The sequence below is a fragment of the Rhodocista pekingensis genome (assembly GCF_042665545.1).
In the GTDB taxonomy this organism is placed as follows: domain Bacteria; phylum Pseudomonadota; class Alphaproteobacteria; order Azospirillales; family Azospirillaceae; genus Rhodocista; species Rhodocista pekingensis.
The window spans coordinates 1-14,572 of sequence record NZ_JBHTCM010000009.1 but is presented as its reverse complement, the minus strand read 5'-3'; the positions used below and the strand labels follow the sequence as shown (position 1 = coordinate 14,572).

Here is a 14,572-nt window from a genome sequence, read left to right as displayed (position 1 = left end):
GAAGCCGCGGAGATGCCCGGCGCACGCCGCGGCGCGGCGCCGGGCGCCCCCGGTTCCGGCCTGCGCCTGCACGCGGCCCGCGCCGCCCTGGCCTGGGAACGGCTGTGGCCCCGGCTCTGGCCCGCCGTCGGCGTCGCCGGCGGTTTCCTGGCGCTGGCCCTGTTCGGCCTGCCGCCCCTGCTGCCGGGCTGGCTGCACCTGCTGCTGCTGCTGGCGACGGCCGGCGGCGTCGGCTGGCTGGGCGTCACCCGGCTGCGCGGCTTCCGCTGGCCCGGCGTGGAGGAAGGCCGCCGCCGGCTGGAGCACGACAGCGCGCTTACCCACCGGCCTCTGGCGACCCTGCGCGACGGCCGCGCCACCGGCGACGGGGACCCGGTGGCCGATGCGCTCTGGCAGATGGCGCAGGAGCGGGCGCGGCAGCAGGTCCGGGACCTGCGCCTGAACGCCCCGCACCCCAACCTGCTGGCGCGCGACCCCTGGGCCCTGCGCATCGCCCTGGCGCTGGTGCTGCTGGTGGCGGCGAGCGTCGCCCGCGACGACTGGAGCGAGCGGCTGGGGCTGGCGCTCCAGCCCCGGATCGCCGGGCTGGGACCGGCCGTGCCGGCGGCCCTGGACGTCTGGATCACGCCGCCGGACCACACCGGCCTGCCGCCCGTCTTCCTGACCCGCCGGCCCGTGCCGGCAGCGGCAGCGGAAACGGGGAGCGGCGACGCCGCCACGGCGCCCGCCGCGCCGGTGGACATCCCGGTCGGCAGCACGCTCCTGGCCCGGGTCAGTGGCGGCAGCGGCATCCCGGAGCTGGAGATCGACGGCAGCGCCACGCCCTTCGCCGGGGTCGCCGGCGGCGGCTTCCAGATCGACCGGCCGGTCACCGCCGGACAGCGGCTGAGCGTGACCCAGCGCGGGCGGGAACTGGGCGCCTGGGACATCCGAGTGGTGCCCGACATGGGACCCGGCATCGCCTTCCGCACCCCGCCCGCCGCGACGGAGCGCCATGCCACCCGGATCGACTACACCGCGGCGGACGACTACGGCGTCGCCCGGGTGGTCGCGGTCCTGACCCTGGCGGCGGAGACCGCGCCGGGGATCGACCGCACGCCGCTGGAGCTGCCGCTGCCGCTGCCCGGCGTGAACCCGAAGCAGGTGGCGGCCACCGGCTTCACCGACCTGACGCCGCACCCCTGGGCCGGGCTGCCGGTGAGCATCCGGCTGGAGGCCACCGACGGCGCCGGCCAGACCGGGCGCAGCGCCGAGCAGCCCTTCGTGCTGCCGGAACGGCCCTTCAGCCATCCGGTCGCCCAGGCCATCATCGCCGAACGGCGCCGCCTGACCCTGGGCGGCGATGCCGTCCGCGACCCGGTGTCCCGCGCGCTCTCCGACATCTCCGCCCGGCCCGACGGCTACCGCGGCGACCTGTCGGTCTTCATGGGGCTGCGCTCCGCCGTGGCCCGGCTGCGGCGCAACCAGGAGCCGGACGCGCTGGCCTCGGTGCAGGACACGCTGTGGGAGACGGCCCTGCGGGTGGAGGACGGCGGCCTGTCGCTGGCCGAGCGCGACCTGCGCGACGCCCAGCGGGACCTGATGGAGGCGCTGGACCGCAACGCCCCGGACGAAGAGATCGACCGGCTGATGCAACAGCTCCAGCAGGCCATGCAGCAGTTCATGGACGCCCTGGAGCAGAAGGTCCGCGAGGCCGTGGAGCGGGGCGAGATGCCGCCCGAGCTGCCCGACATGCCGAACCTCCAGAGCATGGACCGCCAGGGGCTGGAGCAGATGATGGAGCGGATGCGCGAGCTGGCGCAGACCGGATCGCGCGACGCGGCCCGGCAGATGCTCTCGCAGCTCCAGCAGATGATGGAGAACCTGCGCACCGGTCAGACGGCGGAGCAGCAGCAGGGTCAGGAGGCGGCCCGGCAGGTGATGGAGATGATGCAGCAGCTCCAGGATCTGGCGCAGCGCCAGCAGGAGCTGATGGACGAGACCTTCCGGCAGTCCGGCGAAGCGCAGGAGGAGATCCTGCCGCCGGACATGCCCCTGCCCGGGATGCAGGGGCCGAACCGGCAGCCCGGGCAGCCCCAACCCGGCCAGCCCCGCCCCGGCGGCCAGCCGGGACAGGCCGGGCCGCAGGGCGGCGATCCCGCCGCCATGGCCGCGGACCAGGAGGCGCTGCGGCGCGAGCTGGGCGACCTGATGCGCCGGTTCGGGGAGATGGGCGGCGACATCCCCCGCCCCCTGGGCCGCGCCGAGCGCGCCATGCGCGACGCCGGCGAGGCGCTGGAGCAGGGACTGCCCGGTCAGGCGGTGCCGTCGCAGGGGCAGGCGGTGGACCAGCTCCAGCAGGGGCTGGAGGCGATGGCCGAGCAGATGCAGCAGCAGATGATGGCCGCCGCCGGCATGCGCCCGGGCCAGCGCCCGCAGGCGGGCCGCCAGCCCGGCCGCGATCCGCTGGGCCGGCAGCTTCCCGGCCAGGGCATGTTCAACACCGACCGGGTGAAGATCCCGGAGGTGTCGGACGTGCAGCGGTCCCGCGAGATCCTGGAGGAACTGCGCCGGCGCGCCGGGGAACCGGACCGGCCGAAGCTGGAGCGGGACTATATCGAGCGCCTGCTGGACCGGTTCTGAAGCCCGCCCACCGGCCCCCGCGATCAGCCTAGAAGGCGGAGTCCGGCGCCGGCTCGGGGGCGACAAAGCTGTATTCAATCGCCTTCGCTTCCCCCTGCCGTTCCGGCATGCGGGACTCGAAGGTGACCGACTGGCCCGGGGCCAGCACCCGGGCCGGCGGAATGATCCGCCAGGAGAAGAGGCGCTGACCGTCTGCGCCGATGGCCCAGGCCATCACGTCCGGCACCGGGCGCTCCCGGTCCGAGGTGTTCTCGATGGTGCCGCTGACGAACAGCAGCACCGTGCCCTCGATGGTGCGGAACTCGCTGCGCGCCTTGTCCCGCGGCAGGACCAGGCCGGCCCCCGGCAGATCCGGCTCCACCGGCATCCCGACCAGTTCGTAGAACGCCCTGGCCGGCGGCCAGCCCCCGACGATGGCGTCCCGCCCGAAGAAGAGCCCAGCCGCCAGACCGGCGACCACGGCGGCAAGCCCGCCCCAGCGCAGCACGGCGCCGCGGCGCGACCGCTCCGGCTCCAGCGGCACAGGCAGGTTGGAGCCGAGGGGAAGCGGCCGCGGCCTCTGCGCCGGGGCGGCGCTGGTCGCGGGCGCGAAGGGATCGTCGCCGGGTGCCGACTCGGCAGGGTCCTGCCCGCCGGGGGAGAAATCCGTGGCGAAATCCGAGAGGAACCCGGGGGCGGAATCCGCCGCCGGCGGTTCCGGCACAGGGGCCGGGGCCGGTCGCTGGACAGGCCGGGCGGCTGGACGCGGCGCCACGGCCGGGGCCGCCGCTGCCGAGCTGTCGGGCTCCTGGTGCCAGATATGACCGCAGTTCCCGCACTTCACGCGACGGCCGCTGCCGAGCAAAGCCGCATCGAGCAGAAAACGCTTCGAGCACGCCGGGCAGGAGAGGATCATCCGGGGGAGCGACCTGTGCGGAGGGTTCAACCCTTATAGAAAGTGGCACGCGCCAGCGCAAGGCGGGGACCTGCCGCGGCGTCCGGAACTCGCCCTTTGAGCAGACGGCGGAAGCACGGCGCCGGGGCGCCTGCGACGGCGGACCACGCCAATGGCTGGACGCGGCGCCGGCCGGCGTGCGATCACTGTCCCGCCGCGCCGCCCCGACCGGAACCGCCGAGCGCCCGACAATCGCCGGAATCGTCGGCATCCTGGGAGCCCGGTGACGCAACCGACCAGTCCCGTTCAGCCTAGACCCGTACAGCCCGGAACCGTCCAGCGATGAGCCGCCGCGGCCATTACGACATCCCCCTGAAACGCGATGCCACCGGGCGTTTCCTGCCCTGGATCATCGCCCTGATGGTCTATCTGGCGAGCCTGGCCCTGGCCGCCGCCATGGTCATGTCCGATCTGGCGGCGCGCTGGGACACCGGCCTGTCGGGCAGCCTGACGGTCCAGGTGCGTCCCCTGTCGGGCAAGGACGCGCCGACGGTGGAGGCGCGGGTCCAGGACGTGCTGAAGCGGCTGGAGGGCCGCCCGGCCGTGACGGAGGCCCGTCCCCTGCCGCACGAGGAGGCGGTGCGGCTGGTCGAGCCCTGGCTGGGCAGCGGTGCCCTGCTGGACGACCTGCCGGTGCCCGCCCTGATCGACCTGACCCTGCGGCCCGACGCCGACGCCAAGGCGCTGGCGGCGGAGCTGGAGCGGTCCGTGCCGGGGGTGGAGGTGGACGACCCGGGCGACTGGCTGGCCGGGCTGCGCCGGCTGGCGGCGACCGTGCAGTGGGTATCCGCCGCCGTCGTCGGGCTGATCGGCGCCGTCGCCGTCGCCTCCGTCATCTTCGCCGCCAGCGCCGGGCTGGCCGTCCACCGGGCCGAGGTGGAGCTGCTGCATGTGATCGGCGCCTCCGACGGCTATGTCGCCGGGCAGTTCCAGCGCCACGTGCTGCGCCTGACCCTGATCGGCGGCGGCGCCGGGCTGGCGCTGGCCCTGCTGACCCTGTGGGGGCTGGACGCGGCGGGCCAGAGCCTGACGGCGGCGCTGCTGCCGCGGCTGTCGCTGACGCTGGAGCAGTGGCTGTCGCTTCCGGGCGTGCCGGCCGTGGCGGCCCTGCTGGCCGCCGTCACCGCACGGCTGACGGTGATGCGGGCCCTGGAGCGGCTGCCATGAGGTTTCCCTTCGGGGGAACGCGGGGGACGGAGCTTCCGGCCGACCCTGGGCGCCATCCGCTGCTGCACGGCCTTTTCGCCGGGGCGCTGGCCCTGGCCGTCGCCTGGTTCACCGGCCTGTTCCTGTTCGCGGCCGGGCTGCCCCGCACCCCGCCCGAGGACGACCGCCACACCGACGCCATCGTCGTGCTGACCGGCGGCAGCGAGCGGCTGGCCGCCGGATTCGATCTGCTGCGGGCACACCGGGCGCGCAAGCTGTTCATCTCCGGCGTCTACCGCGGCGTGGACGTGCAGGAGCTGCTGCGCCTGTCGCGGCAGGCGCCGGGCGACCTGGAATGCTGCATCGTTCTGGGCTACGCCGCCGACGACACCGAGGGCAACGCGGCGGAAACAGCTCTATGGGTGCGGCAGGAGGGCTTCAGGTCGCTGCGGGTCGTCACCGCCAACTACCACATGCCGCGCAGTCTGGTGGAGTTCCGCCGCGCCCTGCCCGACGTCGAGCTGGTCGCCCACCCGGTGGCGCCACCCAATGTCCGGCTGGAGCACTGGTGGCGCTGGCCGGGCACGGCGAGCCTGATCGTGGGCGAGTACAACAAGTTCCTGCTGGCCTGGACCCGCGCCCTGCTGCTGGCCCCGTCCGCCACCCCGCCGGGGGACGGACCGCCCGGCGTCTGGCAGCGCCCGGAACCGCTGAGCCGCTGATCCCGCGGGCACCGGAAGGCGCGGCCTCGGGCCGCGTGGACACTGAAAAGCGCGGCCTGCGGCCGCTCAGCCGCTGGCGTCCCGGCCGGGACCGGGCCGGGAGGTGTCTTCCACCGTCTCCGCCCCGGCGCGGGTGCCGCCGCGCCGGTCCGCGGCACCGGATTCCGCCCCCGGCTTCTGATGGTTGCCGGTGTGCTGCTGCTCCAGGATGCGCCGGGCCTCGTCATCGGCCCCTTCCGGGGCCTCGGGCATCCGCTGTGTCGGGTCCTCGGGTCTGTCGGCCATGCCGGCTGTCCTTCCGTTGCGGTTCGGTCTCTGCCGTCAACCGGACGGCGGCGCGACGGTTCCCCGGACGGGGTGGTGTGCCCCGTTCTGGACAGGGCCCGTGGCCGTGGTTAATGCTGGCCTGCCTGCTTCCGGAAGGGCGGACCCGGCCATGCTCGTGCTGCGCTCGCTGCTGTTCAACCTGGTCTTCTACGTCTGGACGATGCTGTGCTGCGTCGGCCTGCTGTGGATGCTGTTCATCCCGCGCCGGCGGATGATCGACGTGCTGGCCTGGTACATGCGCACGCTGGCCTGGCTGGAGCGCACCATCATCGGCCTGCACTACGAGGTGCGGGGGCTGGAGCACCTGCCGGCCCACGGCAGCTTCCTGGTCGGGGCGAAGCACCAGTCCATGTGGGAGACGATGAAGCTGCATCTGATCCTGGACGATCCGGCCATCATCCTGAAGCGCGAGCTTCTCTGGCTGCCGATCTGGGGCTGGTACGCGGCAAAGTCGCAGCAGATCCCGGTGGACCGCAGCCGGCGCGGCGCCGCCCTGACGCCGCTGGTGACGGGGGCGCGGGCCGTGGTGGCGCAGGGCCGCCCGATCGTCATCTTCCCCCAGGGCACCCGGCTGGCCCCCGGCACCTACCGGCCGTACAAGGTGGGGATCGGGCTGCTGTACCAGGATCTGGGCCTGCCCATCGTGCCGATGGCGCTGAACTCCGGCCTGTTCTGGGGGCGTCGCACCCTGATCCGTCACCCCGGCACCATCACCATCGAGTTCCTGCCGCCCATCCCGCCCGGCCTGCCGCGCGACGTCGCCATGGCCGAGCTGGAGGAGCGGCTGGAAGCGGCGAGCGAGCGGCTGTCGCTGGCCGCCGGCGGCCCCCCGACCGAACGGCCGACGACCCCGCGCCGGATCCGCCTGCGCACCGCGGCCCCCGCGCGCGGGCAGGCGAGCGCCTGAGAGCCGCGCCCGTCCTGGAACCGGGTCGGCAGCGGCGAATCGGCCGGAACGTCCGGCCGCGCGCAAACATCGGGTGAACATAATACGAACACAGCCTTGACTTGCCCGGTGGCCGCTCCCTACTGTGCGGAGTGACGACGAGCCGGACCGCCCGCCCCTGTCGTGGACGGCCCGGCGCACGCCGCCCGCGGACCCTGCGCGGGAGGGCACCGGAGCGGGGGTCTTGCATGGCGGACTCTGCGACGACCGATGGCCTGACCGGGGCCGGAGGACCGGCCGGAGCCGAGGGCTCGGCCGGGGGCAAGGGCCTGACCGGCCCCGCGGGGCTCGGGCTGCCGCCCATCTCCCGGCAGATCTGGGACATGAAGTACCGGCTGAAGGGGCCGGCCGGCACGCCGGCGGACGCGACGGTGGCGGATACCTGGGCCCGCGTGGCGCGGGCGCTGGCCGCGCCGGAGCGCGATCCGGCGGCGTGGGAGGGGCGATTCCGCTCGGCGCTGGAGGGGTTCCGCTTTCTGCCCGCCGGCCGCATCCTGGCCGGGGCCGGGACGCAGCGGACGGTGACGCTGTTCAACTGCTTCGTCATGGGCACCGTGCCCGACGACATGGGCGGTATCTTCGCCCATCTGCGGGAAGCGGCGCTGACGCTCCAGCAGGGCGGCGGCATCGGCTACGACTTCTCGACCCTCAGGCCCAAGGGGGCGCCCGTGGCCGGCGTCGGGGCCGACGCCTCCGGCCCCGTCTCCTTCATGGATGTGTGGGACAGCATGTGCCGCACCATCATGAGCGCCGGCAGCCGCCGCGGCGCCATGATGGCGACCCTGCGCTGCGACCACCCCGACATCGAGCTGTTCATCGACGCCAAGCGCGAGCCCGGCCGGCTGCGCAACTTCAACCTGTCGGTCCTGGCGACGGACGCGTTCATGGCCGCGGTGCGGGAGGACCGGCCCTGGCCCCTGCGCTTCGAGGGCCGGGTCTTCCGCACCGTGCCGGCCCGCGCCCTGTGGGACCGCATCATGCGGGCGACCTACGATTATGCCGAGCCGGGCGTCATCTTCATCGACCGCATCAACGAGCAGAACAACCTCGCCTACTGCGAGACGATCAGCGCCACGAATCCGTGCGTCACGGCGGAGACCTGGGTGGGGACCGCCGAGGGGCCGCGGCAGGTGCGGGAGCTGGTCGGCCGGCCCTTCACCGCCCTGCTGCATGGCCGACCCTGGCCGTCGGCGCCGGAAGGCTTCTTCCCGACCGGGGTCAGGCCGGTGCTGCGCCTGCGCACCCGCGAGGGCCTGGAACTGCGCGCCACGGCCGACCATCCGGTGCGGCGGGTGGTGGCCCGGGCGGATGGCGGGGCGGATGGCGGGGCCGCGGAAGAATGGACGGCGCTGGGCGCGCTGAAGCCCGGCGACCGCGTCCGCCTGGGCGAAGCCGCGGCGGAGCCGGGCTGGCCGCCCCCGCCCGGTTCGACCGCCGAGGGGGAGGCGGCCGGCTATCTGCTGGGCCTGCTGGTCGGTGACGGCACGCTGAAGCGGGACAAGGCGGTGCTGTCCGTCTGGCTGCCCGCGGCGGAGAAGGACGCCCCGACCGGTGTGCGGGGCGTGATGGCCGCGGCGGAGGCGGCGGCGCGATCCCTGCCCCACCGCGCCGACTTCCGTGGCTGGGCCGCCGTCGCCGGACGCCGGGAGTACCGGCTGGCCACCGCGGCCTTGCGGAACCTGGCGGCCCGGTTCGGGCTGGCGCCCGGCGCCAAGGCCGTGACGCCGGAGATCGAGCGGGCGTCGAGCCTCTTCCAGGCGGCCTTCCTGCGCGGCCTGTTCGATGCGGACGGCAGCGTGCAGGGCAGTCAGGCGAAGGGCGTCAGCATCCGGCTGGCGCAGAGCGACCTGGAACGGCTGCGGGCGGTGCAGCGGATGCTGCTCCGCCTCGGCATCGTCTCCACCCTGGCCGCGGACCGGCGGGCGCGGTCCCTGCGCCTGCTGCCGGACGGACGGGGCGGCCGGCGGCCCTATGCCTGTGCCGCCGACCACGAACTGATCATCGCCCGGGACAATGTCAGCCGCTTCGCCGCACGGATCGGCTTCGCGGACACGGACAAGGCCGGCCGGCTGCGCGCAGCACTCTCCGCCTACCGGCGCCGGCCCAACCGGGAGGACTGGACGGCCGAGGTGGCGGAACTGGTGCCGGACGGCGAGGCCGAGGTCTTCGACGTCCGCATCCCGGGGGCGAACGCCTTCGAGGCAAACGGCCTCGTTGTCCACAACTGCGGCGAACAGCCCTTGCCCCCCTATGGCGCCTGCCTGCTGGGCTCGGTCAATCTGGCCGCGCTGGTGCGCGATCCCTTCACGCCGGCGGCCCGGCTGGACCGGGAGGCGCTGGAGCGGGTGGTGCCGCTGGCCGTGCGGATGATGGACAATGTGGTGGACGTCTCCCGCTTCCCGCTGGAGGCGCAGGCCGCCGAGGCGCGGGCCAAGCGGCGCATCGGGCTGGGCGTCACCGGGCTGGCCGACGCGCTGATCCTGTGCGGCGTGCGTTACGGCTCCGAAGCCGCGGTGCGGCTGACGGAGGAATGGCTGCGCGCCATCCAGGTCACGGCCTACCGTACCTCCGCCGCCCTGGCGGCGGAAAAGGGCGCCTTCCCGCTGTTCGACCGGGCGGCGTACCTGGAGCGGCCCATGATCCGCGCCCTGCCGCCGGACGTGCGCGAGGCCATCGCCGCGCACGGCGTGCGCAACGCCCTGGTCACCTCCATCGCGCCGACCGGGACCATCAGCCTGTTCGCCGGCAATGTCTCCTCCGGCATCGAGCCGGTCTTCGCCTACGAGTACCAGCGCGCCGTGCTGATGCCCGATGGCAGCCGGCGGACCGAAGCGGTGCAGGATCTGGCCTACCGGCTGTACCGGCAGAGGATGGGGCCGGACGCGCCGCTGACCGACGCCTTCGTCGATGCCCAGAGCCTGGAGCCGGCGGCGCATCTGGTGATGCAGGCGGCGGCGCAGCGGCATGTGGACAGCGCCATCTCCAAGACCATCAACTGCCCGGCCGACCTGCCCTTCGAGGCGTTCAAGGACGTCTACCGGCAGGCCTACGAGCTGGGCTGCAAGGGCTGCACCACCTACCGGCCGAACGCCGTCACCGGGTCAGTGCTGTCCGTGCCGGCGGCGGGCGGGGCAGCGGGCGGGACGGCGCCCGCGTCTCCCCCGGCGCCTGCGGAGCCGGCGCGTGCGGAACCGCCGCGCGGCGAGGGGGCCGTGGTCTACATGACCCGGCCACTGGACCGGCCGGAGGCCCTACCTGGCCACACCTACAAGGTGAAGTGGCCGGACAGCGACCACGCCCTCTACATCACCGTGAACGACATCGTGCAGGACGGGCGGCGGCGGCCGTTCGAGGTCTTCATCAACTCCAAGAACATGGAGCACTATGCCTGGACGGTGGCGCTGACGCGCATGATCTCCGCCGTGTTCCGCCGCGGCGGCGACGTCTCCTTCGTGGTGGAGGAGCTGAAGGCCGTGTTCGACCCGCGCGGCGGCCAGTGGGTGGAGGGGCGCTATGTACCCTCGCTGCTGGCCGCCATCGGGCAGGTGATCGAGCGCCACATGCTGGAGACCGGCTTCCTGCCCCGCCCGGGCACGGCGGCGGACAGCGCCGCGCGGACTCCGGCCGCGACGGCGGGCGGTCCCACTGCGTCCGATCCCGCGACCGACCCCGGCGCCGCCCGCCTGGGCCAGTGCCCCCGCTGCGCCCAGGCCACCCTGCTGCGACAGGAGGGCTGCGACCTCTGCACCAACTGCGGCTATTCCAGGTGCGGATAAGGCGGGAAGCCCCCGCCCGACAGCGAACAGAGAGATGGCGCCCCGTCGGTCCACGGGCACCGATCCAATCGTTGTCCCGACCGGCGGTCTGTCTCTGAAAATGCCTATCTTGCCTTGCCGATCACATCCGATCATGATCGGAATCCACCGACCCGGACAACCAGGACATGCGCACCACCTGCCAGGACAGGCGCGCTGCCGGAGCACTCTTGTCGAAAGGATGGCGAAAAGACCAAGTATCGCGCCATGAAATGAAAATACCGGTCAGTTAATGGTTGATAAACGGATCGAACGCTTTGATGGAGCCTTGGAATACCGGCCGCTTTCCGCATCATGATGATGTCCGCATCGTGACGCTGTCAGGGTCCGGCCGGCAACGGGAGGGATGATGTCCGCCTATCTTGCCAATCTGAGTTTCATCCGGAAACTGATCTTCGGGTTCTCGGCAGTCATTGCCGTGGTCGTCCTGTCCGGACCGTTCACCTGGCAGGCCGCAGGCACCATCGAGCGCGCGGGCCGGTGGACGACCCATACCTATACGGTCCTCGACACCTTGGACGATATCCTGGCCGCCATGATGAACCAGGAGACCGGCCTCCGCGGCTTCCTGCTGGCCGGACGGGAGGAGTTTCTCGCTCCCTACACCGCCGGAACCGCTCTACTCGGGACCGCAGTCGCCGAGGCCAGACGCCTGACCGCGGACAATCCCGCGCAGCAGGCCCGGCTGGACGCCCTGATGGCGGATGTCCGCTCCTGGCAGAGCGAGATCGCCGAGCGGGAGATCGCGCTGATGCGCGACCCTGCAACGCAGGAGCAGGCACGGGCCCTGGAATCCTCCGGCGCCGGCAAGCGGTACATGGACGCCATCCGCTCCAAGGTGGAGGAGATCGAACAGACGGAGCGGCAGCTCCTGGGCGTGCGTGCGGCGGAGCAGGAGGCGGCGCTCGCCTCCCTGCGCTGGACCGTGGTGCTGAGCGCGCTGGGGGCGGCCCTCGTCGCGGCCCTGATGGGAGGGCTGCTGTCCCGGCTGATCGCCACCCCGGTGGCCGCCATGACGCAGGTGATGGGGCGGCTGGCCCAGGGCGACCGGAGCATCGCCGTCGCCGGCACCGACCGCCGCGACGAGATCGGGTCCATGGCCCGCGCCATCGAGGTGTTCAAGCGCAACGCCATCGAGGCCGCCCGGCTGACCGCGGAGCAGGAGGCGGAACGCAAGGCCAAGGAGGAGCGCGCCGCCCGGATCGACGGACTGCTCCGCCAGTTCCAGCAGACGGCCCAGACCGTGGTCGATGCTGTTACCGCCGCGGCGGGAGAGTTGCAGGGAACGGCCACGGCCATGACCGGCACGGCGCGGTCCACGGCGGAACGGGCGGGGACGGTTGCCGCCGCCTCGAAGCAGGCATCGTCCAATGTCCAGACCGTGGCGGCGGCGACCGAGGAACTGACCGCCTCGATCCAGGAGATCGGCCGGCAGGTTTCCAGTTCCGCCCGGATCGCCGGGGACGCGGTCGCCGAGGCTGAACGGATGACCACGCAGATCCAGCAGCTTGTCGCCGCCTCGGTCCAGATCGGCCAGGTGGTGGAGCTGATCTCCAGCATCGCGGGCCAGACGAACCTGCTGGCACTGAACGCCACCATCGAGGCCGCCCGCGCGGGCGATGCCGGCAAGGGCTTCGCCGTCGTCGCCAGCGAGGTCAAGGCGCTGGCCACCCAGACCTCGCGCGCCACGGAGGACATCCAGGCCAAGGTCGCCGAGATCCAGCAGGCGACCGGGTCGGCGCAGACGGCCATCGTCGGCATCGGGCAGACCATCCGGCGCATGAGCGACATCGCGGCGGCGATCGCCGCCGCGGTGGAGGAACAGACCGCCGCGACCCGCGACATCGCCAGGAACGTGCAGGAGGCCGCCCGCGGCACCGAGGAGGTCAGCTCGACCATCGCCGGCGTCAACGAGGCGGCGGCGGAGGCGGGCGGCATGGCGACCCGGATGCTGGACGCCTCGGACGGTCTGGCGCGGCAGTCCGGGGTTCTCCGCAGCGAGGTCGCGGGCTTCCTCGACGCGGTCCGGGCCGCCTGAGGACCCGGCGTCCTTCAGTCCGGTGGCCCCCGGTCCGGTGGCCCTCAGTCCGGTGGCCCCCAGTCCGGTGATGGGCCGCCGATCCGGGCGGCGAGGGCCTCCAGACCGGTATCGCGGATGCCGAGGTCGCGCAGGTGGGCGACGAGGCTGAGCAGGTAGTCGGCGCTGCGGCCGGACTGGCCCACGCCCTGGCGCACCAGCGTCTCCAGCCCTTCCGGCCCGAGCCGGCCGCAGTACTGCGGGTGCGCCCGGTCCACGGTGAAGACCAGCGCCGGGGCGCTGCCGCCGCCCTCCGTCCGCACCGCCAGCCGCCGGGGACGGTAGACGCGGTTCACCATCTCCCGCTCCCAGAGATAGGCCAGCGTCTCCTCGACCCGGTCGGCGGCGACACGGTAGACGATGCCGCGGCAGGAACCGCCGCGGTCCAGTCCCAGCACGGCCCCCGGCCGCTCCGGCGTGCCGCGGTGGCGCCAGGACAGCACGCAGAACGACCGGTGCCAGCCGCGCAGCAGGGCCCCTTGCCGCTCCAGATGCACAAAGCCGGGATTCCACATCAGCGAGCCGTAGGCGAAGACCCAGAGGTCGCTGCCGGCCGGGTGGCCGAACTCGGCATGCGGGGCGGGAACGGTCGTCGGGGCGGTCTCCATGATCCCCAACCCCTAGCATCCCGGCGCGGGAAGCCCAAGGGTGCGTCTGCTGGAACGCCCAGACGATGCGCATTGCAAGGTTCGCTCCTGGACACCTTAGAGCCCGTTTTGAAAGTTGACGCAGGCGTGGTGAGGGCCTGAGGGGACGGCTGTTGACAGGGAACATCCCCCTGCCGGAGAGCGCCGATGTGGACGCCCGAGGACCGCCGGCTGGTTGGTGATTAGGGCGCCGGCCAAGCCCTGAGCGATGATCAGTACCGTCTGATCGAACCGCTGATCCCGCCGCCCAAGCCGGGTGGGCGGCCACGCACCACCGACATGCGCCATCTCCTGGACGGGCTGTTCTACGTGGTGCGCACCGGCTGCCAGTGGCGCCACCTGCCACCGCCGCCCGCCTTTCCGCCGTGGCAGACCGTCTACCGTTACTTCCGCGCCTTCCTGGAGGCCGGGGTGTGGGAGGGCCTGCGTCATCACCTGGTGGTGATGTTGCGCGAGCAGGAAGGCCGCGCCCCGACACCGACGGCCGCCATCATCGACACCCAGAGCGTCAAGACGACGGAAAAGGGGGCGCCCGTGGCTTTGACGCGGCCAAAAAGGTGTGGGGGCGCAAGCGCCACATCGCCGTCGACACCGCCGGCTTCCTGCTCGGCGTCCTCGTCCACGCCGCCGACATCCAGGACGCCGACGGCGCGGGCGAATTGCTGACACGGATCAAGCGGCTGTACTGCTGGCTCCAGGCCGTCTTCGCCGACAGCATCTACAACCGGCTGCCGGTGATCCTCGCCTGCTTTCTGCTCGGGCTGACGTTGATCATCGTCCGGCGCATCGCCGGCGGCGACTTCATCCTCGTGCCGCGCCGCTGGGTGGTCGAACGATCCTTCGGATGACTGGGCGATGGCGGCGCCTGTCCAAGGATTACGAGGAACGCACCGATGTCGCCGAGGCCATGGTCACCCTGGCCTTCATCCGTCTCATGCTCCACCGCCTCGCTCACCCCAACCGAAAGCGGCTTCCTTCGCCAGACTTCTGAAACGGGTTCTCAGTGGCGCTGGTGCCGGCGGTGGCGGTGGCGGTGGCGGTGGCGGTGGCGGGGACGGGGACGGGTTTGACTTCGCCTGGGGTAGCGGAGATATTACTGTGACCTGTTGTCAGGCCGCCCAATGCCCATCACCGTCGAGGCTGACATTTTCACCCTCAAAATTAGCCCGGCTGACTATTTGAGAAGCTTAGGTGACGCTGTTCAATATTATTACTACCAGATTTTGAACGAGATGTATATCGCTGGAGCAGCACAGCGGGTTGAGGGGCAATAACCTAGGGCTGGGACCCATAAAGGGGCTTGCCACGGCTGCGGTGGGCTGATTCAAGGTCTCCG

10 protein-coding genes and 2 pseudogenes are annotated in these 14,572 nt (G+C 72.6%); 8 read left to right on the top strand and 4 right to left on the bottom strand.

Annotated features, from left to right (window positions below; all coding sequences use genetic code 11):
• The first annotated feature begins 12 nt into the window (after nt 1–12).
• A complete protein-coding gene (locus ACFQPS_RS07495) occupies nt 13–2,622 on the top strand; it encodes a TIGR02302 family protein (RefSeq protein ID WP_377357805.1) in 2,610 nt (869 codons plus the stop codon).
• A 28-nt stretch (nt 2,623–2,650) separates the two neighbouring features.
• Here ACFQPS_RS07495 and ACFQPS_RS07490 read toward each other — a convergent pair whose 3' ends face one another.
• Nucleotides 2,651–3,325: a hypothetical protein gene (locus tag ACFQPS_RS07490; protein ID WP_377358034.1), complete on the bottom strand. Its 675-nt coding sequence runs from the start codon at nt 3,323–3,325 to the stop codon at nt 2,651–2,653.
• 99 nt (nt 3,326–3,424) lie between these two features.
• Nucleotides 3,425–3,517: pseudogene (locus ACFQPS_RS07485) on the bottom strand (zinc-ribbon domain-containing protein); the annotation flags it as partial.
• 321 nt (nt 3,518–3,838) lie between these two features.
• Between ACFQPS_RS07485 and ACFQPS_RS07480 the strand changes: the two are divergent.
• Entirely contained in the window at nt 3,839–4,723 is an 885-nt protein-coding gene (locus ACFQPS_RS07480; protein ID WP_377357804.1) for a cell division protein FtsX, read from the top strand.
• Entirely contained in the window at nt 4,720–5,424 is a 705-nt protein-coding gene (locus ACFQPS_RS07475) for a YdcF family protein (protein ID WP_377357803.1), read from the top strand. The genes ACFQPS_RS07480 and ACFQPS_RS07475 overlap by 4 nt, the downstream gene beginning before the upstream one ends.
• A 66-nt stretch (nt 5,425–5,490) precedes the next feature.
• Here the strand turns inward: ACFQPS_RS07475 and ACFQPS_RS07470 are convergent, their stop codons facing one another.
• Nucleotides 5,491–5,709: a hypothetical protein gene (locus ACFQPS_RS07470; protein WP_377357802.1), complete on the bottom strand. Its 219-nt coding sequence runs from the start codon at nt 5,707–5,709 to the stop codon at nt 5,491–5,493.
• 151 nt (nt 5,710–5,860) lie between these two features.
• On the opposite strand from ACFQPS_RS07470, the gene ACFQPS_RS07465 reads away from it, so the two are divergent.
• The 3 genes from ACFQPS_RS07465 to ACFQPS_RS07455 all read left to right on the top strand — a co-directional run bounded on the left by ACFQPS_RS07465 (nt 5,861) and on the right by ACFQPS_RS07455 (nt 12,550).
• Entirely contained in the window at nt 5,861–6,658 is a 798-nt protein-coding gene (locus ACFQPS_RS07465; RefSeq protein ID WP_377357801.1) for a lysophospholipid acyltransferase family protein, read from the top strand.
• 227 nt (nt 6,659–6,885) lie between these two features.
• Nucleotides 6,886–10,473 carry an LAGLIDADG family homing endonuclease gene (locus ACFQPS_RS07460; protein ID WP_377357800.1) on the top strand — a complete coding sequence of 1,196 codons (3,588 nt, stop codon included), beginning with the start codon at nt 6,886–6,888 and terminating at the stop codon, nt 10,471–10,473.
• 388 nt (nt 10,474–10,861) lie between these two features.
• Complete coding sequence (locus ACFQPS_RS07455; protein ID WP_377357799.1) at nt 10,862–12,550, top strand: methyl-accepting chemotaxis protein; 1,689 nt, start codon at nt 10,862–10,864, stop codon at nt 12,548–12,550.
• A 44-nt stretch (nt 12,551–12,594) separates the two neighbouring features.
• Here the strand turns inward: ACFQPS_RS07455 and ACFQPS_RS07450 are convergent, their stop codons facing one another.
• On the bottom strand, nt 12,595–13,197 hold the full coding sequence (locus ACFQPS_RS07450; protein ID WP_377357798.1) for a gamma-glutamylcyclotransferase: 603 nt from the start codon (nt 13,195–13,197) through the stop codon (nt 12,595–12,597).
• Nucleotides 13,198–13,437: 240 nt separating this feature from the next.
• On the opposite strand from ACFQPS_RS07450, the pseudogene ACFQPS_RS07445 reads away from it, so the two are divergent.
• Together ACFQPS_RS07445 and ACFQPS_RS07440 are read left to right on the top strand one after the other, a co-directional pair.
• Nucleotides 13,438–13,647: pseudogene (locus ACFQPS_RS07445) on the top strand (transposase); the annotation flags it as partial.
• Nucleotides 13,566–14,084, top strand: coding sequence for a transposase (locus ACFQPS_RS07440; protein ID WP_377357796.1), 519 nt, complete (start codon nt 13,566–13,568; stop codon nt 14,082–14,084). The pseudogene ACFQPS_RS07445 and the gene ACFQPS_RS07440, both read left to right, overlap by 82 nt.
• The last annotated feature ends 488 nt before the right edge of the window (nt 14,085–14,572 follow it).

Excerpts from the sequence above, each read along its gene's own strand:
- ACFQPS_RS07480 (WP_377357804.1), top strand. The coding sequence starts at position 3,839 with ATGAGCCGCCGCGGCCATTACGACATCCCCCTGAAACGCGATGCCACC.
- ACFQPS_RS07455 (WP_377357799.1), top strand. The coding sequence starts at position 10,862 with ATGTCCGCCTATCTTGCCAATCTGAGTTTCATCCGGAAACTGATCTTC.
- ACFQPS_RS07475 (WP_377357803.1), top strand. The coding sequence starts at position 4,720 with ATGAGGTTTCCCTTCGGGGGAACGCGGGGGACGGAGCTTCCGGCCGAC.
- ACFQPS_RS07450 (WP_377357798.1), bottom strand. The coding sequence starts at position 13,197 with ATGGAGACCGCCCCGACGACCGTTCCCGCCCCGCATGCCGAGTTCGGC.
- ACFQPS_RS07470 (WP_377357802.1), bottom strand. The coding sequence starts at position 5,709 with ATGGCCGACAGACCCGAGGACCCGACACAGCGGATGCCCGAGGCCCCG.
- ACFQPS_RS07460 (WP_377357800.1), top strand. The coding sequence starts at position 6,886 with ATGGCGGACTCTGCGACGACCGATGGCCTGACCGGGGCCGGAGGACCG.
- ACFQPS_RS07495 (WP_377357805.1), top strand. The coding sequence starts at position 13 with ATGCCCGGCGCACGCCGCGGCGCGGCGCCGGGCGCCCCCGGTTCCGGC.
- ACFQPS_RS07465 (WP_377357801.1), top strand. The coding sequence starts at position 5,861 with ATGCTCGTGCTGCGCTCGCTGCTGTTCAACCTGGTCTTCTACGTCTGG.